The organism is Dietzia maris (assembly GCF_036287335.1).
Lineage (GTDB): Bacteria > Actinomycetota > Actinomycetes > Mycobacteriales > Mycobacteriaceae > Dietzia > Dietzia cinnamea.
This window is the reverse complement of sequence record NZ_CP143053.1, coordinates 219,536-239,413: the sequence shown is the minus strand read 5'-3', so window position 1 is coordinate 239,413 and position 19,878 is coordinate 219,536. Positions and strand designations below refer to the sequence as shown.

Annotated in this window: 21 protein-coding genes; 6 read left to right on the top strand and 15 right to left on the bottom strand. The window is 72.6% G+C overall.

Annotated elements, in window-relative coordinates; all coding sequences use genetic code 11:
- Positions 1–92: 92 nt before the first annotated feature.
- The gene (locus tag VYL96_RS01095) at positions 93–2,342 is read left to right on the top strand and encodes a fatty acid desaturase (protein WP_070722976.1); all 2,250 of its coding nucleotides are present in this window, start codon (positions 93–95) and stop codon (positions 2,340–2,342) included.
- A gap of 1 nt (position 2,343) precedes the next feature.
- Here the strand turns inward: VYL96_RS01095 and VYL96_RS01090 are convergent, their stop codons facing one another.
- A complete protein-coding gene (locus VYL96_RS01090; protein ID WP_061914260.1) occupies positions 2,344–3,432 on the bottom strand; it encodes an NADH:flavin oxidoreductase/NADH oxidase in 1,089 nt (362 codons plus the stop codon).
- A 70-nt stretch (positions 3,433–3,502) separates the two neighbouring features.
- On the bottom strand, positions 3,503–4,726 hold the full coding sequence (locus VYL96_RS01085) for an NAD(P)/FAD-dependent oxidoreductase (RefSeq protein WP_061914262.1): 1,224 nt from the start codon (positions 4,724–4,726) through the stop codon (positions 3,503–3,505).
- A 108-nt stretch (positions 4,727–4,834) separates the two neighbouring features.
- Here VYL96_RS01085 and moaCB point away from each other — a divergent pair, with 108 nt between their 5' ends.
- A complete protein-coding gene (gene moaCB, locus VYL96_RS01080; RefSeq protein ID WP_070719994.1) occupies positions 4,835–5,884 on the top strand; it encodes a bifunctional molybdenum cofactor biosynthesis protein MoaC/MoaB in 1,050 nt (349 codons plus the stop codon).
- Complete coding sequence (locus VYL96_RS01075) at positions 5,884–6,408, top strand: molybdenum cofactor biosynthesis protein MoaE (RefSeq protein ID WP_007627446.1); 525 nt, start codon at positions 5,884–5,886, stop codon at positions 6,406–6,408. Before moaCB ends, VYL96_RS01075 begins: the two co-directional genes overlap by 1 nt.
- Positions 6,409–6,447: 39 nt before the next feature.
- Here VYL96_RS01075 and VYL96_RS01070 read toward each other — a convergent pair whose 3' ends face one another.
- Positions 6,448–7,935: an HNH endonuclease signature motif containing protein gene (locus tag VYL96_RS01070; protein WP_243699691.1), complete on the bottom strand. Its 1,488-nt coding sequence runs from the start codon at positions 7,933–7,935 to the stop codon at positions 6,448–6,450.
- Positions 7,936–8,133: 198 nt separating this feature from the next.
- The gene (locus tag VYL96_RS01065) at positions 8,134–8,766 is read right to left on the bottom strand and encodes a nucleosidase (RefSeq protein ID WP_131885752.1); all 633 of its coding nucleotides are present in this window, start codon (positions 8,764–8,766) and stop codon (positions 8,134–8,136) included.
- Positions 8,767–8,882: 116 nt separating this feature from the next.
- Here VYL96_RS01065 and VYL96_RS01060 point away from each other — a divergent pair, with 116 nt between their 5' ends.
- Entirely contained in the window at positions 8,883–9,527 is a 645-nt protein-coding gene (locus VYL96_RS01060; RefSeq protein ID WP_070720109.1) for a hypothetical protein, read from the top strand.
- A gap of 39 nt (positions 9,528–9,566) precedes the next feature.
- On the opposite strand, the gene thpR is transcribed toward VYL96_RS01060, so the two are convergent.
- From thpR to VYL96_RS01030, 6 genes are read right to left on the bottom strand one after another with little or no spacing between them, the layout of a single operon-like run.
- Positions 9,567–10,157: an RNA 2',3'-cyclic phosphodiesterase gene (thpR, locus tag VYL96_RS01055; RefSeq protein ID WP_131885753.1), complete on the bottom strand. Its 591-nt coding sequence runs from the start codon at positions 10,155–10,157 to the stop codon at positions 9,567–9,569.
- Complete coding sequence (gene crcB / locus VYL96_RS01050) at positions 10,157–10,522, bottom strand: fluoride efflux transporter CrcB (RefSeq protein WP_070721556.1); 366 nt, start codon at positions 10,520–10,522, stop codon at positions 10,157–10,159. Before crcB ends, thpR begins: the two co-directional genes overlap by 1 nt.
- A gap of 2 nt (positions 10,523–10,524) precedes the next feature.
- Positions 10,525–10,941 carry a fluoride efflux transporter FluC gene (locus VYL96_RS01045; protein ID WP_061917529.1) on the bottom strand — a complete coding sequence of 139 codons (417 nt, stop codon included), beginning with the start codon at positions 10,939–10,941 and terminating at the stop codon, positions 10,525–10,527.
- Positions 10,942–10,954: 13 nt separating this feature from the next.
- A complete protein-coding gene (locus VYL96_RS01040; protein WP_061917526.1) occupies positions 10,955–11,821 on the bottom strand; it encodes a maleylpyruvate isomerase N-terminal domain-containing protein in 867 nt (288 codons plus the stop codon).
- Complete coding sequence (locus tag VYL96_RS01035) at positions 11,818–12,690, bottom strand: acyl-CoA thioesterase domain-containing protein (protein WP_070723149.1); 873 nt, start codon at positions 12,688–12,690, stop codon at positions 11,818–11,820. Before VYL96_RS01035 ends, VYL96_RS01040 begins: the two co-directional genes overlap by 4 nt.
- Positions 12,687–13,361, bottom strand: coding sequence for a TetR/AcrR family transcriptional regulator (locus VYL96_RS01030; RefSeq protein WP_243699685.1), 675 nt, complete (start codon positions 13,359–13,361; stop codon positions 12,687–12,689). Before VYL96_RS01030 ends, VYL96_RS01035 begins: the two co-directional genes overlap by 4 nt.
- A gap of 161 nt (positions 13,362–13,522) precedes the next feature.
- Here VYL96_RS01030 and VYL96_RS01025 point away from each other — a divergent pair, with 161 nt between their 5' ends.
- Positions 13,523–14,242, top strand: a complete 720-nt coding sequence (locus tag VYL96_RS01025; protein ID WP_083324508.1) for an enoyl-CoA hydratase/isomerase family protein — start codon at positions 13,523–13,525, stop codon at positions 14,240–14,242.
- A 130-nt stretch (positions 14,243–14,372) separates the two neighbouring features.
- Here the strand turns inward: VYL96_RS01025 and VYL96_RS01020 are convergent, their stop codons facing one another.
- Entirely contained in the window at positions 14,373–14,714 is a 342-nt protein-coding gene (locus VYL96_RS01020; RefSeq protein WP_131885754.1) for a histone-like nucleoid-structuring protein Lsr2, read from the bottom strand.
- Between the two features lie 161 nt (positions 14,715–14,875).
- Positions 14,876–15,589 (bottom strand): sirohydrochlorin chelatase, encoded by a 714-nt coding sequence (locus tag VYL96_RS01015; protein ID WP_232303188.1) that lies wholly within the window; start codon positions 15,587–15,589, stop codon positions 14,876–14,878.
- 93 nt (positions 15,590–15,682) lie between these two features.
- On the opposite strand from VYL96_RS01015, the gene VYL96_RS01010 reads away from it, so the two are divergent.
- The gene (locus VYL96_RS01010; RefSeq protein WP_243699686.1) at positions 15,683–16,453 is read left to right on the top strand and encodes a lysophospholipid acyltransferase family protein; all 771 of its coding nucleotides are present in this window, start codon (positions 15,683–15,685) and stop codon (positions 16,451–16,453) included.
- On the opposite strand, the gene VYL96_RS01005 is transcribed toward VYL96_RS01010, so the two are convergent.
- From VYL96_RS01005 to VYL96_RS00995, 3 genes are read right to left on the bottom strand one after another with little or no spacing between them, the layout of a single operon-like run.
- Entirely contained in the window at positions 16,450–17,295 is an 846-nt protein-coding gene (locus VYL96_RS01005) for an NAD(P)-dependent oxidoreductase (RefSeq protein ID WP_243699687.1), read from the bottom strand. The genes VYL96_RS01010 and VYL96_RS01005 overlap by 4 nt on opposite strands.
- A complete protein-coding gene (locus VYL96_RS01000) occupies positions 17,292–18,074 on the bottom strand; it encodes a phosphoadenylyl-sulfate reductase (RefSeq protein WP_131885756.1) in 783 nt (260 codons plus the stop codon). Before VYL96_RS01000 ends, VYL96_RS01005 begins: the two co-directional genes overlap by 4 nt.
- Positions 18,071–19,765: a nitrite/sulfite reductase gene (locus VYL96_RS00995; protein ID WP_131885757.1), complete on the bottom strand. Its 1,695-nt coding sequence runs from the start codon at positions 19,763–19,765 to the stop codon at positions 18,071–18,073. Before VYL96_RS00995 ends, VYL96_RS01000 begins: the two co-directional genes overlap by 4 nt.
- Positions 19,766–19,878: the final 113 nt, after the last annotated feature.

Here is a 19,878-nt window from a genome sequence, read left to right as displayed (position 1 = left end):
TACCAACCCACCCACCCGATTGTCCGAAAGTGCCAACTTCCCGACCGAAAGTGCCATTCCGCCGGCGCGGATGCGTGGCTACGGTCACAGTCATGACCCTCGCCGGCTCCCCTGATACCGCCACCGACACCGGGCTCGCGGCCGAGCTCGGCGCCCTCTACATCCGCGCCAAGGCCGCGGTCGGCGCCGAGGACCTGGCGCACATCCGCAACGTCACCGCCTACGGCGAGGCGATCGACGCCCGCCGTCGCGAACTGCTGCGCGAGGGCGGCCCCCGCGCGGTCCGCCGCGCCACCGCACTGGAGATGGCGTACCGCCTCATGCAGTTCTCCGAACTCGGCCACAGCATCATCCACGGCAGCTACGACCACCTGCCGGACTGCGGCGAGTACCACTCCGACCGCTACCACTGGGACTTCAACGTCGACACCGACCAGTGGAAGACCATGCACCACGTGGGCCACCACCCCAACACCAACATCGTCGGCAAGGACCACGACCTGGGGTACAGCCTGTTCCGCGGCAGCGCCGGCCAGGACTGGTACGGCCACCACCTCGGCCAGGTCGCGATGATCTCGGCGCTGGCCGCGATGGCCCCGATCGCGGCGCCGTTCTTCCTGGCGAACATCGCGCGCAAGGTCGAGGGACACGGGCTCTTCAGCTCATACATGCTGTGGTCCCCCGCCCGGATCGCCGGCCGCGACGCCCGGCGTCGGTTTGTCGACGAGCCGTTCCGTTCGGGATGGAAGCCGCTGCAGACGCTCGCCGCGAACTACCTCGGCGGGGTGACCGGCTACATGTCGGTGCTGTTCCTGGTGTTCATCGAGCACCACGCGGGCGAGCTCGAGCTGTTCACCGACCCCGGCCCCGACGAGACCGCCGACCAGTATTACGAGCGTCAGATCCGCGCGACCCGCAACTTCCTGCCCAGCGCGCAGATGGACGACGCCCTCGCGCGGCTGCTCGAGGAGGAGGTGCCGTTCGAGTACCGGCCCGATCTGCGCATCTTCTACGGCGGGCTGGAGACGCACGTCGAGCACCACCTGTTCCCCGATCTGCCGCCGTCGATGCAGCGAAAGATCGCGCCGGAGGTCCGCGAGATCGCCGCCCGGCACGGGCTGCCCTACCACGAGACGCCGCTTCTGGGGACCGTGCCGCTCATCGCCAAGACGCTCACCGGACTGTCGGTGCCGTTCGGCGAGCGCGAGTTCTCTCGGCCCCGCGACCTGCTGCGCGACCCGGCTTCGCTCGTTCGCCGCGTCGCGGCCGGGCTGCGCTACCGGCGGCTGCCCGAGTCGCCCTACCTCGACAAGCCGCAGTTCCACAACGTGCCGGCGCGGGTCGTGGCGGCCACGCCTGTCGCGGACGGGCAAGCCCTATCAGTGCGCCTGGCCCGCCCGCGCGGGTGGGAAGATGTGCGGTGGGACGCCGGCGCGTACGTGTCGGTGCGCCAGATGGTCGACGACGACGAGCTGGTCCGCCAGTACAGCCTGGTCCACGACTCGGTCGGGCAGGCCGGGCCGTCCGACCTGGAGTTCTGCGTCAAGCGCGTGGCTGACGGCCGCGTCTCCAACCGGCTGAACGACACCCTGAAGCCGGGGGCCTACGTGACCCTGGTGGGTGTGCCGCAGTCGACCGGTGACTTCGCGCTGCCGGCAGAGCCTGACACCACTCACCCGGCCCCCACCCTGCACATCGCGGGCGGCGTGGGCATCACCCCGATCATCGCGCTGCTGCGCCGCCTCGCCCGCGACGCCAGCCCCCACGTCGACGCGACGGTCCTGTACTTCAACCGCGACGAACGCTCGATCATCTTCGAGCCGGAGCTTCGTGAGCTGGCCCGCGACGCCGGGATCACGCTGCACCTGTTCACCGACGCCCCGGCCACCCGCGACGACCTTCGCACCGGACGCCTCGGCCCGGAACTGCTGACCGAGCTGGTGCCGGACCTGGCCGAGCGCGAGACCTACGTCTGCGCCCCGGCGGCGGTGATCGACCTGGCCCGCGGGTGGCTGCGGGGGCTGGGACAGCCCGCCGAGCGCTTCCACGCCGAGTCGTTCACCGCGCCCGAACTGGATCGGCCCGCCGACGACGGCAGCCGTTACACCGTCAGTTTCGCCCGCACCGGGACGTCTGTGGAGATCGACGGCGGCACCACACTGCTGGAGGCGGCCGGGCGCGCCGGGATCCCGGTGCCCACCGGCTGCGAGCGGGGCCTGTGCAAGGCGTGCGTCACGACCAAGCTCGCCGGCACCACCAGCGCCGAACAGCCCGGTGTGCAGCAGGAGCGGATCACGGTCTGCAACTCGCTGGCCTCCTCGGACATCGAGCTGGATCTGTAGCTCAGTCCCACTTCCCCCGCGTGTACTGCGGCGGGTACGGGGCGTCGCGCCAGTCCAGGCCCAGCTCGGCGGCCGCGCGCTGCGGCCAGGCGGGCTCGCGGAGCCCGGCGCGGCCGAGGAACACGACGTCGGCGCGCTCCTCGACGAGCAGCCGCTCGGCGAACTCCGGGTCGCTGATCAGGCCGACCGCGCCCGCGAGCACCGCACCCGACGCGCGGACCTCCTCGGTCAGCGGCACCTGGTAGCCCTGCTCGAGCGCCACCGGCGGGCGGTCGGGCGTGTTCGCGGCGGACGAGACGTCCACCAGGTCCACGCCGTGCTCGGCGAGCCGGCCCGCCAGCCAACGCGAGTCCTCGGGCGTCCAGCCGCCGGGCACCCAGTCCGTGGCCGAGATGCGCACGAACAGCGGCTTGCCCTCGGGCCAGACCTCGCGGACGGCGTCGCAGACCTCCAGCAGCAACCGCGCGCGGTTGTCGCGCGAGCCGCCGTAGGAGTCGGTGCGCTCGTTCGACAGCGGCGAGAGGAACTCGTGCAGCAGGTACCCGTGCGCGGCGTGGATCTCCACCACGTCGAACCCGGCCTCGTCGGCGCGCCGGGCGGCCTCGGCGAACGCGGTGACCACCTCACGGATCCCGGCGACGTCCAGCGCCTCGGGGGTGGCCATGTCGCCGAACGGGATCGCCGACGGCGCCACGGTGGGCCAGCCACCCTCGGACACAGGCATCGACCCGGAGGGTTGCCCGGGGAACGCCTTGTAGGTCGACGCCTTGCGCCCGGCGTGCGCCAGTTGGATTCCCATCGCCGCGCCCTGGGAGTGGACGAACTCCACGCTGGGCGCCCACGCGTCCCGCTGCCGGTCGTTCCACAGTCCGGCGTCCTCGCGGCTGATGCGCCCCTCCGGCACGACCGCCGAGGCCTCGGCGAGGATCAGCCCGAACCCGCCCTGCGCCCGCGCGCCGAGGTGGACCAGGTGCCACGGCGTCGGCACGCCGTCGCGGTCCTCGCACGAGTACTGGCACATCGGGGACAGCCACGCCCGGTTACGGATCTCGAGGTCGCGGATGCGGATCGGTTCGAAGAGCAACGCCATTCCCGCGATTAAACCCCCACCCGTACCGCCACGTCGCCGGGCCCCGGTCGGCGATGACCGGGCCGAGCACTCATCGCAGCGGGTCGAACGGCGTGAGCACCGGGTCGACCTGCCCGGTGACGATCTGCTTCGCGAGCAGTCTCCCGGTAGCGGGACCGAGCACGATCCCCCACATCCCGTGGCCGCCGGCGACGTACACCCCGCGTCCCGCGGTGGCGCCCACCAGCGGCAGTCCGTCAGGCGTCACGGGCCGGGAGCCGACCCACTCGTCCCGCCTGTCGTCGAGGTCCACGCCTCGGAACAGCCCGTCGACCTGAGTGAGCATCGCCCGGATCCGCCTGTCCCGGGGCGGCTCGTCGGGTCCGAGGAACTCCATCGTTCCGGCGATCCGGAGCCGCCCCTGATACGGGGTGCACGCGATGCGCTGCGCCGGCAGGTAGACGGGGTGCGGGATCGGCTCCTCGACGCCCACCGAGAACGAGTAACCCCGGCCCGCCTGGACTCGCGTCCTCACCCCGAGCGGGCGGGCGAGCTGTGGCATCCAGGCGCCGGTGGCGATGACGACCGAGTCAGCGCTGAGCTGCTCCCCCGTCGCGAGGACGACCCCGGGGGCGCGTCCGGGCCTCACCTCGGTGACGGCGTCCCCGGTGAGCAGCCGGGCGCCGCGCGCGCGGACCGCGTCGCCGAGCGCGTTCACGAAGGGTCCCGGTTCGATGAAGCGCTGGCCGTTCATCCGGTAGGCCGCCGTGACCTCCTCCGAGAGGATCGGCGCGAGCGCTCGGGCGGCGTCGAGCCGCTCCACCTCCACCTCCATCCCGTGGCCGCGAACCCACTCGAGTTCGTCGAGGAATGACGTGGCCGACGCGTGGTCGGTGAACCCGACCACGAAGGGGCCCTCTCGCGTCCGGGCCGCGACCCCACCGTCCGTCAGCTGGTCGAACGCCTCCAGAGCGAGGGCGTTGATCGGGGCCAGGCCGGCCATGGTCCGATGCCAGGCCCGCATCGTCCCGTGTGCGAGGAAACGCGCCAGGAACCCCCACAGTCCGGGGTCGACCCGGAGTGGCACGTGCAGCGCGGCATCCGGGTCGAGCAACGCCTTCAGCCCGTACGTCCACACACTCGGATCCGCCAGCGGCAGGGTCAGGGCCGGGGAGAGGTAGCCGGCGTTCCCCCACGAGGAACCCGCGGCCACCCCCTCTCGATCGACCACCGTGACCTCGACACCGTGTTCCTGCAGATGCCAGGCCGTCGACAGCCCCACCATCCCCGCTCCGATGACGATCGCCGTCTCCATCTCCCCGCCTCCTCCACCGGACACACTGCGATACCTCCAGCATGCCCGCCGGAGGTGCTCCCCCGATCCGATCGGCCGCACCCGGCGCCGCGGACTAGCGTGGAGGTCATGGCAGACTCGCATCGCTCCCTCTCCGGCCTCACTCACCTCGACTCGGAGGGCCGCGTGCGGATGGTCGACGTCGGCGACAAGGCCGTGACGACGCGCACCGCCACCGCCGAGGGGGTCTTCCGCACGCGCCCGGACGTGGTGACGATGGTCGCGGGCGACGCGCTCGGCAAGGCGGATGTCCTGGCCACCGCGCGCCTGGCCGGCATCGGGGCCGCCAAGAAGACGTCGGAGCTCATCCCGCTGTGCCACCAGATCCCGCTGGACTCGGTGAAGGTGCACTTCGACCTCGACGACGAGTCCGGCGAGATCCTCGTCCGCGCCACCGCCAAGACGACCGGTCGGACGGGCGTGGAGATGGAGGCGCTCACCGCCGTGTCGGTGGCGGGGCTCACGCTGCACGACATGGTCAAGGCGGTCGACCCGCTCGCCACCATGGACGGTGTCCGCCTCGCCGCCAAGTCGGGCGGCAAACGCGGTGACTGGAGGCGGGAAGACCACGGCACCGAACCGAGTGGTGGGATCGACGACGACGACGAGGGCGCTCGCCCGAACTCCGGGCCCGCTGCTCTCGAGGTCGGCCGGACCGGCGTCGTCGTCGTCTCCTCCACCGCCGCCGCCCGCGGCGACCGCACCGATACCACCGGGCCCGCCATCGAGGCCTGGCTGCGTGAGCGCGGCTTCTCGCCGGTGGAGGTGCACGTCGTGGCCGATGCGGATGTGGCCACCGCGGTCACCGAGCACGTGCGCCGCTCGCCGGCGGTCCTGCTCACCACGGGTGGGACCGGCGTCGCGCCCGACGACCGCACGCCCGAGGCGACGGCGCCGCACCTGACACTCGAGCTGCCGGGGGTCGCGGAGGCGATGCGGGCCCGCGGGCTGGCGGCGACGCCCACCGCCGCGATGAGTCGTGGTCTCGCCGGGTTCGCCGGGCGCACGTTGGTGGCGAACCTGCCCGGGTCGTCGGGCGGGGTCAGCGACGGGCTGGCGGTGCTGGACGAGTTGCTCGAGCACCTGCTGGACGTTCACGCCCACGGTGGTGGTCACTGATGTCGGCCCCGACCCCGGCCTCGGGCCAGCCCTCCGGGCCGAACTCCGAGCCGCACCCCGCGCCGCTGGCCCGGATCACCGACGAGCGGATCGAGCCCCGCGAGGTCGAGCAGGCCGTGTGGAGCTCGGCGGATGGCGCGATGGTGACGTTTTCCGGGATCGTGCGGGATCACGACGCCGGTCGCGCCGATGTCGAGCACATCGAGTACTCCGCTCACCCTGTCGCGCAGGATGTGCTGGCCCGGCTCTGCGCGGAGGTGGCCCGCGAGCACAGCGGCCCCGCCGACGCCGACGGTCGGCCCGTCGATCCGCAGCGCGTGACGCGCGTGGGCGCGGTGCACCGGGTGGGCGTGTTGACGGTGGGTGAGGTCGCGGTGGTCGCGGTGGCGGTGGCGCCTCATCGGGCGGAGGCGTTCGCGGCGTGTTCGGACCTCATCGAGCGCCTCAAGCACGAGGTGCCGATCTGGAAACGCCAGCGCTTCTCCGACGGCTTGTCGGAGTGGGTGGGCGTCGGCGACTGCTGATAAGCGCCGGCGGCGCGGCGTTCCCGGCGCCGCGGCGTGTCAGGCGGGGCGGGTGTGGGGGCCGTGTCTGGGGTGGCCTGGTGGGTTGATGAGGGTGCCGTCGTCGGCGATGATGCGGTCGGCGAAGGCGGCCCATTCGCGTTCTCGGATGGCGTCGCGGGCCCGCGCCAGGGGGCCCCGCGGTCTGGTGCGGTGCTCATGCCCGGTGTCGGTGCGGATGATCAACTCGCCCAGCGGCCCGGTTCGGTAGGTGTTGGTGCCGAACGTCTTCTCCCGGTGATGCTTGCGGCACAAGCACACCAGGTTCCACTCCAGGGTCGGCCCACCCAGTTCCGGATCACCCTTGTTGAACGCGATCACATGATCGACGTCGCAGTCCTTGGCTGGCACCGAACAGCCCGGATGCCGGCACGTGCCGTCGCGCAGCCGGATCCGCTCGGCCATCGCCGGGGTGATCAGGTATCGCAGGGCGTGCTCGGGGTGGTCCAGCACCCCGGGGGCGGGGTCGATGAGCTCGAACCGCACACTGGCCTCATCACCCTCCAGCAACTCCGTGCACAACCACTCGAAACTGCTGTACGTGCCGTGGACGAACTCCACCCGGTTCGGCAGACCCCGCACCGCCGAGGCGATCACACTGATCCGGATCGGCACCCCCGCCCGCGCCGCGTTCCCCAACGACGGCCGCGGCAGATCCGCCCCCACCCGGACCTGCCCGAGCTCGATCCCACACTCCGCCGCCACCACAGCAGCTTCATCGTCGGCGGCATCGCTCGCGGCCGCGCCGGTGGCGGTATCGGCGGCGGTGGTGTCGGGCGGGTACACCGCCAGCGCGGCCAGGGCGTCCGCGCGCAACTGGTCGATCGGCCGGTCCAGCCCGTCCGCGGCCGCCACCGCAGCATCGGTATCGATCCGCCGGCGCAACAACTCCGCATCAGCGGCGGTGAGCTTGGCCCACATCGTGGCCATCCCGTCACGCGCGCCGCGGAACCGGACCCTGCGGGTCTCGGCCGCCGCCTCGGCCGCCTCCTGCGCCCCGGCCGGATCGAACCGCTCCACCGCCTCGTCGATCGCCGAGTTCACCGCCGGCCGGCTCGGCCGATCCCCACCCTCGAGATCACCGGTGAACCGGGCCAGGACCTCGTCCTCCACGTCGACCACGATCGCATCGGGCACCTCGGCCAGGCGGCACGCGATATCGATCGCCAACTCCTCGGGCATCACCCCTCGGGCCACCACCGACGCCAGGCGGGACAGGCGGGTATGGATCTGCACCCCCGCGGTGACCAGTCGCTCGGCATGCCAACACGTCAGCTGACACGCCGCCGCCAGATGATCACGCGCCCGCGCCGCCGGCGCCAACCGCGCATACCCCGGCCGACGCGACCCCTCAGGCCGCTGCTCGTCCTCGGTCTGCGCCGCGCGGGCGAACTGCGCGACCAGCACATACGCGGCCTCCAACCGCGTCGCACCAGCCCGGTTCTGCGCCACAGTCGCCGCGCGAGCCGCCTCACTGACCGCCGCCATGTCCAACGCGCCCAGACCCTCAGGGACCGCGAACAACGTCCTCGCCGTCGTCACCAACCCCCACCCCCTCGCCGAGCGCACACCGAACAATGACCACCAATGTCGAACTATAGTTCGATCATACCGGCGCCCCGCCGGGCGCACAAGGGTTCGAACGGAACCGGTCGGCGCGTCGCGCGGCGGGCCGTGACCGCCGCGTCAGGCCAGGCGGGTACCGACCCACTCCGCCAGCACGCGGGCGCAGGCGTCGACGCCCTCGACCCACGTGGTCCCGGCGGATTCGTCGGCGGAGTCCGAGACGTGCTTGACCAACCGGGTGGGCACGCCGAGCATCGCCCCGGTCGCGGCGACCGCGTAACCCTCCATGTCCACCAGGTCGGCGATACCCGCCAGTCGGTCGCGCACCGGCCCGCCGGCGACGAAGCGGTCGCCGGTGGCGAGCACCGGCGCAACCGTGCCACCCGGCGCCGAGGGCTCGGGCGCCTGCGCCGGAATCACGGCACGGATCGCCGACAAGGCGAGCGGCGGACCGTCGTGACGACCGGTGACCGCGTGCAGCGCGGGGTCGTCGAAGTCGTGCTGGAACACCGTCGCGACCTCGTGTGTGCCCTCCATCCCCGGGTGCAGACCGCCGGCCGTGCCGACGTTGACCAACTCGCGCGGCCGAGCGCCGCCACCGAGGGCGTGCGCGACGGCCACGGCCGCGCGGACCTTCCCCACCCCGGTGACGAGGACGGGGAAGTCGGTGACGAAGTGCCGGGCCTCCTGCTCCAGGGCCACGACGATGAGCGGATGGGCAGGGTCCACGGTCCCGATGAGTTCCACGGCCATACCGTATCCGCGTCTGCGGTGGCGGGTGGCCCGGCGGCGCCTACGGTGGGACACGTCACCACCGCGGCCGGGGCCGCACAGGGCGCCCCGGCACACCAGCGAAGAGGTCGTCCACGATGTCCGTCCACGCCGCCCGCACCCCGCGCCCCGCCCGCCGCGCCCTGCTCGCACTCCCTGCCGCCGCGCTGCTCGCCGCGGCCGGATGCACCTCCGGGTCCGACGACCAGGCCACCGAGCAGACCCCCGCCGAGCAGACCGTCACCGTCACCGAGCAGTCCTCCGCGCCGACCGTCCCCGAGCAGGATCGAGCCGCCGGTGACGCCACCGCCGCACCAGGGCTCGTCGACTGCTCCGGCGAACGCACCGGTGAGGACATCACCGGCGACGTCCGGGTCCTCGACGGGCAGACGTGCATCCTGCGCGACCTGGCGGTCAACGGGGACATCGACGTGCTCGGCGGCGGCCGCCTCGAGGCTTTCAACATCCGCGTCACCGAGGACATCGACGCCGAGGGCCACACCTCCGTACTCGTCTCCGGCGGCGACGTGACCGGCTCCGTCGAGCTCGAATACGGGGGCGAGGCGACCCTCGAGAACGTCCGGATCGGCGGCGACGTCGAATCGGAGGAGAACTCCGGCGCGCAGCGCTTCGAGGGCAACACGATCGGCGGGGACCTCGAGTGCGAGGCGAACGACCCGGCCCCGACGGGCGGCGGCAACCAGGTCGCCGGCGAGCGCCAGGGGCAGTGCGCGACCCTGTGACCGGCCGTCCGGCGGGACCGGCGGCCCGGGCGCCGACCGTCAGGCGCCGGGCGGGTCCCACCACCGGCGCTCCCGTGAGCCCAGCGGCAGCCGTGCCACCACCTCGTGACGGGCTCGACCCCGGGGGCCCTCGCCGAGGAACGAGTCGACGAGGGCGATCTCGGAGACCTCCCACTCGCTGCTGGTGAAGGTGTCGAGCACGCGGAGCCACGCGGTGGCGTCATCGCGGCCCCCGAGCCTCGCCAGCGTGAGGTGCGGCCGGAACCGCGCCCCGTCCGGGACGCACCCGGCGGCGTTGGCCGCCGACCGGGCGCCCGCGGCGAGCGCGTTGAGCGGCCGCCCCTCCGGCTGGTCCACGCCCGCCCACAGGACCTTGGCCCGCTCGACCGACGGGAAGGCCCCGGCCCCCGCCAGGCGCACGCGGAACGGCTCGTGCTTGCGGGCGACAGCCTCCAGCCGCTCGGTCAGCTCGTCGAGGCGCCAGTCGTCGACATCGGGACAGAACGTCAGCGTGAGGTGCCACTGCGAGTGGCTCGTCCACGCCAATCCGGGCCGCGGCTCGAGGAACCTCTCGAGCTGGCCACGAACCTCCTCCGGCGGCATGACCGCCACGAACATCCGGTGACCCATCACCCCACAGTGGACCAGCCGCCCGCGAGCCACAACCCCAGCGCCGCGGCGGCGACCACGGAGAGCATCGTGCCGACCCCGTAGACCACCGCGGTGCCGAACCGCCGCTCGCGGACCAGGCGGACGGTGTCGTAACTGGCGGTGGAGAACGTCGTGTATCCGCCGAGCACCCCGGTGCCGAGGAGGACCAACGGGAGGGAGCCGTCGACGAGCAGGCCCGTGAGCAGCCCTAGCGCGAGCGACCCGGACACGTTGACCAGGAACGTCCCCAGCGGGAACCGACCCCGCCAGCGGGCGGCCACCACGCGGTCGAGCGCGTACCTCGCCGCGGCGCCCACCCCGCCGCCGAGCGCGACCCACAACATCGTCACGACGGCGTCCCCCGGCGCGCCACCGCGGCCAGCACCATCCCGAGCGTGGTGGCGACAGCGCCCAGCACGAGCGTCACCACGCAGTAGGCCAGCGCCGCCGGCCCGTCGCCGGCGCGGGTCAGCGTCGCGGCCTGCAGCGCGATGAGGGAGTACGTGGTGAACCCGCCGCAGACGCCGGTGCCGAGGAGCAGTCGCGCGCGTTGTCGTCGTCGTCCCTCATCGTGGTTCCGGCCGCCCCCGTCCTCACCGCCCTCCAGGGCGGTGAGCAGCGCGCCCAACAGGAACGCACCGAGGACGTTGATGGTGAGGGTCGCGGCGAGCGTCGGCGCGATCGCCTCCGTCACGGCGACGCGCGCGGACGTCCCGATCGCGCCGCCGAGCGCGACCCACGCCACCGCGGCAGGGACCCTCACGCCGACGGCCCGCTCACGCGGACAGCCCGGCCTCCAGGGCGGCGTCGAGGCCGTCGCGGTCGCCGGTGACCTCCAGGCCCGCGGCGCCCGCGCGCACGCGCCCCCACAGCAGCAGGGCGAGAGTCTCCGGCGGGCCGGCCACCTCGACCTCCCCGCCGTCCGGGGGCCCCGGCAGTTCCCACTCGAGAGCACCCAACGAGCCCGCACCGACCGGCTCGGCGCCCGCCGCGAGGCCGCCCGCCGCCACACCGTCCGAGGCGGCGTGGGGCACGGCACGCAGGCGGATCGTCAGCGGCAGCGCGGGCACGCGGCCGGAGAAGTGCGGGCGCATCACCGTGCAGAACTCGTCGATGCCGTCGACGGCCACGTCCTCCGACACGGGCGTCGTCGCGGCCGCGCCGTGCAGCGCGGCCTCGACGCCCCAGCGGTGGATCGTGGTCTCGTGCAGCTGGCGTCGCAGCCAGAAGTCGGCGCGGCCAGCGCCGGAGAAGGTCCAGGCGGGCGCGTCGGGGGCGGCGTCGGTGAGGGTCCGGAGCATCTCATCGGCGATCCGCGCGTACCAGTCGGCGAGCGCATCCGCGCCGTCCGCGGCCGGCGGCGCCGAGCGCTGCACCGCGCTCATACCGCGGCTCCGGGCGTCGGGCGTCGCGTCGCGGACGGTCTGACCCGCCCACCAGTTGACGGTGCCCAGGTGCGCGACGAGATCGCGGACGGTCCAGTCGGGGCACGAGGGCACGGCGGCGGTGACGTCCGCAGCACCCGAACCCGAGCCACCCGACCCCGAGCCACCCGACCCGTCCCCCGCCAGCGCGAACCGCACCAGCCCGACCTGCGCCTCGAGCGCGTCGAGCATCCTGGCGTGGCTCAGGCCGCCGGTCATACCCGCCTCGCCCTCTCCGAGCCGCCGAGCGAACCGCGGTCCTGTGAGTCACCGCCCGGCCCGCGCCGCGTGAAGTCGATCTGCCGCCCCGCGTTGGACACGGCCACGACGGTGCCGGTCGCGAACACGCCGTCGCGGTCGAACAGCGAGGCCGTGCCCACCGCGACGCCCTCGGCGCTGATGTGCTCGTCGGCCTCGATCCCCAGGTCACGCGACCGCGGCAGCCGTGCCAGCGCGACGGTGAGGTCGGCGTTGATGAAGCCGATCCCCTCGTCGCCCCAGTGGGTCATGAGGCTCGTCGACTCGGCCAGCGTCACCGCGCGCTGGAACGGCGTGGAGTCCTCGCCGGTGATGGTGTCGAGCGGCTGCTGCCAGAAGCGTTTGCGCTGGTCGTTCTGGTGCGAGCCCATATCGCGGTCCCACGTGACGGGGTCCTCACCGCTGCCGAAGAAGACGTTCGAGCCCGGCTTGTCGGGCTCGTCCGCGGCCCCCGTCGGGGGCTCGACGACCCGCCCCGACCGCCAGATCCGGCCCGGCGGCTGCTCCCCGCGGCGCAGCTGGACGAGCGTGGCGCGGGCGACGGCCTTGTCACCCTGCGTCAGTTCGACGTCGGCCACGCGGATCCGGTTGCCGGCCCGGATCTCCGAGGTGCGCGCGACGAGCGGTTCGTTGCGAACCGGGGCGAACAGGTCCACGGTCAGGCGCGCCGGCTGGAATCCGTCGGCGCCGTGCTCGAGCTCCAGAGCGCGCGCGGTCGCCGCCACCACGGCCGGGCCGTTGACCATGTTGTCCGACCATGCACTGCGCGCGAAGATCGTGGGGATGTAGGCGCCCGAGTCGTCCAGGGTGAAGAACGCGCGGTCGCTCATCGGGCCGCGCCGTCCGTGCCGGTGGCGCCGAGCGTGCGCGTCGTCCCCGCCGAGCCGCCCGCCCACGACCGCAGGATCGCCGCGAGCTGCGTCTCGAAGTACTGCTCGGCGCTGGGCGAGGACCGCCACACGCTGAGCTCCAGCGACACCACGCCGTGCAGCGACGCCCAGATGGCGGTCGCGGCCTCGTGCACGTCGGCGGCCCGGAAGACGCCCTCGTCGACCGCCGCGTCCACCACCTCGAGCAGCGGCTCGCGCCACAGCGGCTCGTCGGGGTCACCGGCACCGCGCTCGGTCCCGGCCCGCGGCGACCGCGCGGGCTCGCCCACGACGAGGCCGTAGAGCCCCTGGTTCTCGAGCGCCCACAGGCGGTAGGCGCGGCACAGGGACCGGACGTCGCCTTCGACGCTGTCGTGCCGCAGGGCGTCGCGCAGGGCGGCGGCGAGCTGGCTGTCGGCCTCGTGCGCGACCGCGGCGAGCAGTCCGGCCTTGCCGCCGAACATCGTGTAGATCGCCGTGGTGGAGGTGCCCTGGGAGGCGGCCAGGGGCCGCAGTCCGAGCGTCTCCGGGGGCGCGTCGCGGAGCCGCCTGGTGGCCTCGTCGAGGATCCCCCGGCGCAGCGAGTCGTCGTACTGGGCGTGGGTGGAGGCACGCGTCGAGGAAGGGGTCACCCCGGCAGGGTACGACGACGACGACGAGTTCACCGTCATACCGGCGTGGCGTGTCGGCGGGACACCGTGATACGGGCGTCGCGACAGTGCCGTCACGCCGGCTCCGCACCTGCTGAGACAGTGTTACCCGCCCGTCTGCCGGGGCGGCCTAGGCTGGGTCCATGACCACCCTGAGCCGTCATGGCAGCGTCTACGTCCTGCGCTTCTCGGAGCTGATGGACACTGAGCCGACCACCACCGAGCCGACAGCCGAGCCCGGCAATCCCGAGAACGTCTTCTCGCCGGACCTCCTCGACTCGCTCGACGCCGCGCTCGACGAGGTCGAGGCCTCCGAGGGCCCGGCCGCGCTGGTCACCACGGGCGCCGGTCGGTTCTACTCCAACGGGCTCGATCTGGGGGTCGTCGCCTCGGACCCCGCGGGGCTGCCCGCGTACGTGACGCGGGTGCAGCGGCTGTTCGCCCGGGTGCTGCGGCTGGAGCTGCCGACCGTCGCGGCGGTCAACGGTCACGCGTTCGGCGCCGGGGCGATGCTCGCGGTGAGCCACGATCACCGGGTGATGCGGTCTGACCGCGGCTACTGGAACCTTCCCGAGGCGAGGCTGGGGATGCCGTTCCCGGCGGGCATGAACGCGCTCGTGACGACCCGCCTCGGTCACCCGGTGGCGTCCACCGCGATGCTCACCGCCCGCCGCTACCCCGCCGCCGAGGCCGTCTCGGCCGGGATCGCGCACGAGGCCGTCGACGCCGAGTCGGTCCTCGACCGGGCCGTCGCCGTGGCCGCGGAACTGGCCTCGCTGCGCGGGCCGAATTACTCGGGCATCCGCGCCGGTCTCGTCGCGGGGATACTGCCCCATCTGGACGCGCCGGTCGAGCGACTCTGAGCCGCCGGGATGGAATACGCCGCGAACTGACCGGCCGCGGCGTGAATCACGCAAGAGGAAAAGGACCTCAGCCCCCATCAACGGAGCCCATCGCCCGCCCGTCCGGGCGGCCGCGCTCTGCCCACGGCGATCAGTTGGCCGCAGCGTACGCGTCCATGATGTCGGCGGGAATTCGGCCGCGGTCGGAGACCTCATATCCGTTGTTCCGCGCCCATTCACGAATGGCCTTGGTCTCCCCCGACGAGGACGTCTTGCTCGCCGTCCGGCGTGCCGGCTTGGCCTTGGTCGATGTCACGCGGTGGCCGTTCTCGACGTACGGCGCCATGACCTCACGGAACTTCTCGGCGTTCTCATCACTGAGGTCGATCGTGTATTCCTTGCCGTCGAACGCGAACGAAATGGAATTGGCCTCTGTGCCGAGATTCGTTCCGTCGAGGTCGTCGATGTACTGAACCTGGAACTGTTGTGCCATGCGCTTCTTCTCCCTGCTCCGGCTATCCGTCTTTCGAGGACATTATGCACAAACAATTCACAGTCCGCACACACTACTTTTGAAAACGTTCGATGGAAATGTTTGCAACGCTGACGTTTTAAGTCGATTCACAGGTGTTGGGCGTGTAAGTCGTCGTGACTTTAGCGACCGATTGCCGCGGAATTCTCGCGATATCTCCGCACGATCAGATCGATGATCTCCGGGTGCGCACCCAATGGCGCGGAGGTGATATCCCCGCCCGCGGCGGCCAGTCGATCGGCGAAGAATCCCGGAGCGAGCAGGTGCGTCGCCACGGCGATCCGACGGTGTCCGTCAGCGCGCAGTCGCGTGACCTCCTCGGTGACCGTCGGACTCGCCGCGGACGCGAAACCGGCGGTCACGGGCGTGCGGAGCAGCTCGGCGAGGCGCGCGGCCAGCGCGCGTGTCTCCGCGACCGACGACGCGTCGCTGCTGCCGGCCGCGCCGAGGACGACCGCGTCGGCGCCGAACGCCCCCGTCGCGCCGGCCTCGGCGAGCCGCTGCACGAGCGCCCGGACGAGCTCGGGCTCGGCGCCCAGGTGCGGTGTCTGCACGACGGGGCCGGGCGCCTCGCGGCACGCCTGCCCGACGTCGTGGACGACGTGGAACCCGCGCGCGAGGAAGGCGGGGACCACGACCGTCGGCACGCCGTCCGCGAGGATCTTCCCGGGCCCCGGCTCCTGGACGTCCACCCAGGCGAGTCGGCAGTCCACCCCGACGAGCTGCTTGCGCGCCTCGAGCAGGATCCGGCCCAGCACCCGGCGGCCGGCGGCGGACCGGGTCCCGTGCGCGACCAACAGCAGGCGGGGGCCGGCCGGACCGGACAGGGCTGTCATGTCATCGAGCATGCCGCAATCGGGGTGCGCCGCCGCATCGGCTCGGCGAAACTGGGGGGATGAACAGGCTGGCTCCATGAACAGGCGGCGTACATGAACAAGCGGCGGCGGCCCGAGGTGTCCGTGGCCAACTGGGAGGCCGTGTACGACTTCTACGGGCCCGGTCGGCGGCGGGACTGGTTCACCTACCCGCTGCTGGCGCTCGTCGACGCGATCTACCGGCCGCGGCTGCGGATCCCCGACGAGACGATCGAGCGGCTGCACCGCCTGCACTCCGAGGGCGTGGGCATCGTCGTGGCCGTCAACCACCCGTCCGCGCACGACCCGACCGTGCTCGCGGCGGCCCTGTTCGACCGGCGGGTCCGCTTCCTCGCGAGCGGGACCGGGTTGACCAAGGACCCGTTGTTCCGCGGGCCCCTGCGACCGGTCTTCGAGTACACCGGCACGGTGCCCGTGTTCCGGGCCAAGAACTACGAGGGGACGGCGTCCGACATCCACGAGGCCGCCGCCACGCGCCTCATCGGGCTCTGCGTGGACCGGCTCACGGGCGGGGGCGTCGTGCTCACCTTCGTCGAGGGCACCAACTCCTCCGCCGACGACCTGCGCACGCTGCGGCTCGAGTCGGTGAAGAAGGGCGTCGGCATGATGGTCGCGGGCGCCCGCGAGGCCGGCGCCCCGGTGGCCGTGCTGCCGCTGGGACTCGCCTACCACGGCCGCGAGCACGCGAAACTTCCCCCGCGACGCGCCGTCGCCGCGGCGGCGCCGATCGTGGTGTGGGACTCCGGGCCGCCGCCGACTGTCGACGAGGTGCGCGCTGCCGTGCGGGACGGCATCGACGAGGCGCTCACGACCGCCTGGGGTTAGACCACGCCCGGGACGACCTCGAAGTCCACCCCGCCGGCCTCGAGCTCGCGGGCCCGATCGGCCAGGGTGGCCGATGCGGCGATCCGCACGACCCCGTGCCCCGCGGCGTACCGTGTCGCCACAAGATCCGCCACGCGGGCGGCGGGCAGGTCGGTGGCGGCTTCGAGCACTTCGACGTCGTCGTCTAGCTCCGCCACCAGTGCGGCGTCGGCCGTGCCGTCCACGACGAGCACGTCGGCGGTGTGGATGAGGCGCCGCGCACGGACGGTGAGCAGGTCGCCGTCGCCGCTGCCGCCGACCAGCGCGACCCACCCGGTGGCCGGGCGGCGGCGTGCACGCAGACCGGCGGGTGCGGTGGCCAGGGAGCGCGCGACGTGGCGTCCCACCCGCACCGAGCGGCGGGGGTCGCCCGAGTCGACGGCGATGCGCACGGTTCCGGTGGGCGTCGCGACGGCCGTGCGCGCGGGCACCCGTACCGAGCCCAGCGCGGAGTCCCCGGCGGTGACGCACCAGATCCGCCGTTGCTCGCACAGTGCGGCGACCTCGGCGTCGATCCGGGGGTCGCCGGTGGCGACGTGCACCATCCAGGGACTGTCCAGGTCGGCGGGGGTGAAGGGCCTGGTGACGACGACGAGGTCGTCGCCCGCCCGCTCCGCGAGGTCGGCCATCGCCGGGTCGACGCGCGGGGCCACCACCCGGACGAGGGCGCCTGCCTCGAGGAACGTCGTCGCCCGGCGGGCCGAGACGGGTCCCGCCCCGACGAGCAGCACCTCCCGACCCGCGAGGCCGACGGTGAGCGGTAGCCCGTCCAGCACGGGAGCCCGCGAGACCGCGGTGGTCACAGGTGGATGCCGCACTCGGTCTTGGACGACCCCGCCCAGCGGCCCGAGCGCGGGTCGGCACCGGGCTCGACGCGGCGGGTGCAGGGCTCGCAGCCGATCGACGGGTAGCCGTCGTCGAGCAGCGGGTTGAGCAGGCAGCCGTGCTCGGCGGCGTAGTCGTGGACGCGCTCCATGGTCCACGCGACCAGCGGGTTGATCTTGACCATCGAGTGCTTCTCGTCCCACTCGACCATGGCCGCGCCGGCCCGGTGGTCGGTGTCGACGCGGCGCAGACCTGTGATCCAGGCCTCGTAACCGGACAGTGCGGCATCCAGCGGCTCGACCTTGCGCAGGCGGCAGCACAGCTCGGGATCGGTCTCGTAGGGGCGCGGGCCGAGAGCGGCCTCGTGCTCCTCGCGGGTCGCGGGGCTGCGTACGTCCACCACGTTGAGACCGGGGGTCGCGGCGAGCGCGTCGCGGACGCCGACGGTCTCGGAGAAGTGGTAGCTGGTGTCGAGGAACAGCACGTCCACGCCGGGGGCGTGCTGCGCTGTCATCTCGGGCACGACCGTGTTGGCCATGGAACACGCCACCGCCAGCGCGTCACCGAAGGTCTCCCCCGCCCAGGCCAGGACCTCGGCCGGGTCGATCTCGGAGTGGTTGCCGTAGAGGCCGCGGTCGTCGAAGCGTCGGCCGGCCTCCTCGGCGATGGCCTTGAGCTCCTCGGGCGTGCGCTTGCGACCGGGGCCGGGGGTGAGGACGGTGCTGCGGGGCAGCAGTTCCAGGCTCACTGCGGTCATACGAGGACCTCCTCGTCCACTCTGTGCGCCCATTCGGCGAAGGTCTCGCCGGACTCACCGGTCTCGACATACTTACGGATGACGCGCTCGACGTAGTCGGCGAGGTCCTCGGTCTTCACGCGCAGGCCGCGGACTGTGCGGCCGAGGCCGCCCTCCTCGCGGTGGCTCGCCGCCAGGCCGCCACCGAGGTGGACCTGGAAGCCGGGGGTGTCGCCGTCGAGGAGCTGGCCCTTGAGGCCGATGTCGGCGGTCTGGATGCGGGCGCAGCTGTTGGGGCAGCCGTTGAGGTGGATCGACAGCGGCGTGCGCAGGGGCGCGTCGTCGGCGAAGCGACGCTCGAGCTCGTCGACCAGCGCGGTGGCCGTGTCCTTGGTGTCGACAAAGGCGAGCTTGCAGAACTCGATGCCCGTGCACGCCATGGTGGCGCGGCGGAACGAGCTCGGGCGGGCGTGCAGCCCGATCTCGGCGAGGCCCGCGACCAGCTGGTCGACCTTGTCCGGCTCGACGTCCAGCACGAGCAGCTTCTGGTGCGGGGTGAAGCGCACGCGGTGCGAGCCGGCGGCCTCGGCGAGGTCGGCGACCTGCGCGAGCTTCTCGCCGCCGACGCGGCCGACGGTCGGGGCGGCGCCCACGTAGAAGCGGCCGTCCTTCTGCTCGTAGATGCCCACGTGGTCACCGGAGCCGACGCCACGCTCGGGCGCCGGGCCGTCGGGGAGCTCGCGGCCGAGGTACTCGTCCTGCAGGACCTGGCGGAACTTCTCAGCGCCCCAGTCCTTGATGAGGAACTTGAGGCGGGCGCGGGTGCGCATGCGGCGGTAGCCGTAGTCGCGGAAGATGCCCACCACGCCGGCCCACACCTCGGCGGCCTCCTCCTGGCGGACGAACACGCCGATGCGGGTCGCCAGCTGAGGGTTGGTCGACAGGCCGCCGCCGACCCACAGGTCGTAGCCGGGGCCGAGCTCGGGGTGCTCGACGCCGACCAGCGAGATGTCGTTGATCTCGTGGACCACGTCGAGGCTCGGGTGGCCGGTGATGGCGGACTTGAACTTGCGGGGAAGGTTCGAGAACTCGGGGGTGCCGATGTACTTGGCCTTGATCTCCTCGATCACCGGGGTGGGGTCGAGGATCTCGTTCTCCGCGACGCCCGCGACGGGGCTGCCGAGGATCACGCGGGGGCAGTCGCCGCACGCCTCGACGGTGTCGATACCCACGTTTTCGAGCCGCTGCCAGATGGTGGGGACGTCCTCGATGGCGATCCAGTGGTACTGGATGTTCTGCCGGTCGGAGATGTCGGCCGTGCCGCGGGCGAAGTCGGTCGAGATGCCGGCCAGCACGCGCAGCTGGTCGGTCGTGACCGCGCCACCGTCCGTGCGGACACGCATCATGAAGTACTTGTCCTGCAGCTCGTCGGCCTCGAGCTTCGAGGTCCGGGAGCCATCGAGGCCCTGCTTGCGCTGCGTGTACAGGCCCCACCAGCGCATACGGCCCGACAAGTCGTCCGACGGGATCGAGTCGAAGCCCTCCCTGGAGTATGTGTCCAGGATGCGCTGGCGCACGTTGAGGGCGTCGTCCTCGAGCTTGAACTGCTCGTTGTGGTTAAGCGTGAGCTTGCCGTCGATCTTCCACTGCCCCTGTGGCTTGGCCGCGCGCGCGGGACGAGCGGTACGGGGGGCGGCTGCAGTATCGGTCATGGCGGCGAGAATAGTCAGAACAGACTGGTCTGTCTAACAAGGGTCACCTAACCGATTCCAACCGGATCGAACGCCCTCACCACCCGAAGTCTCCCCGTCCTCGCTGCGCCCGG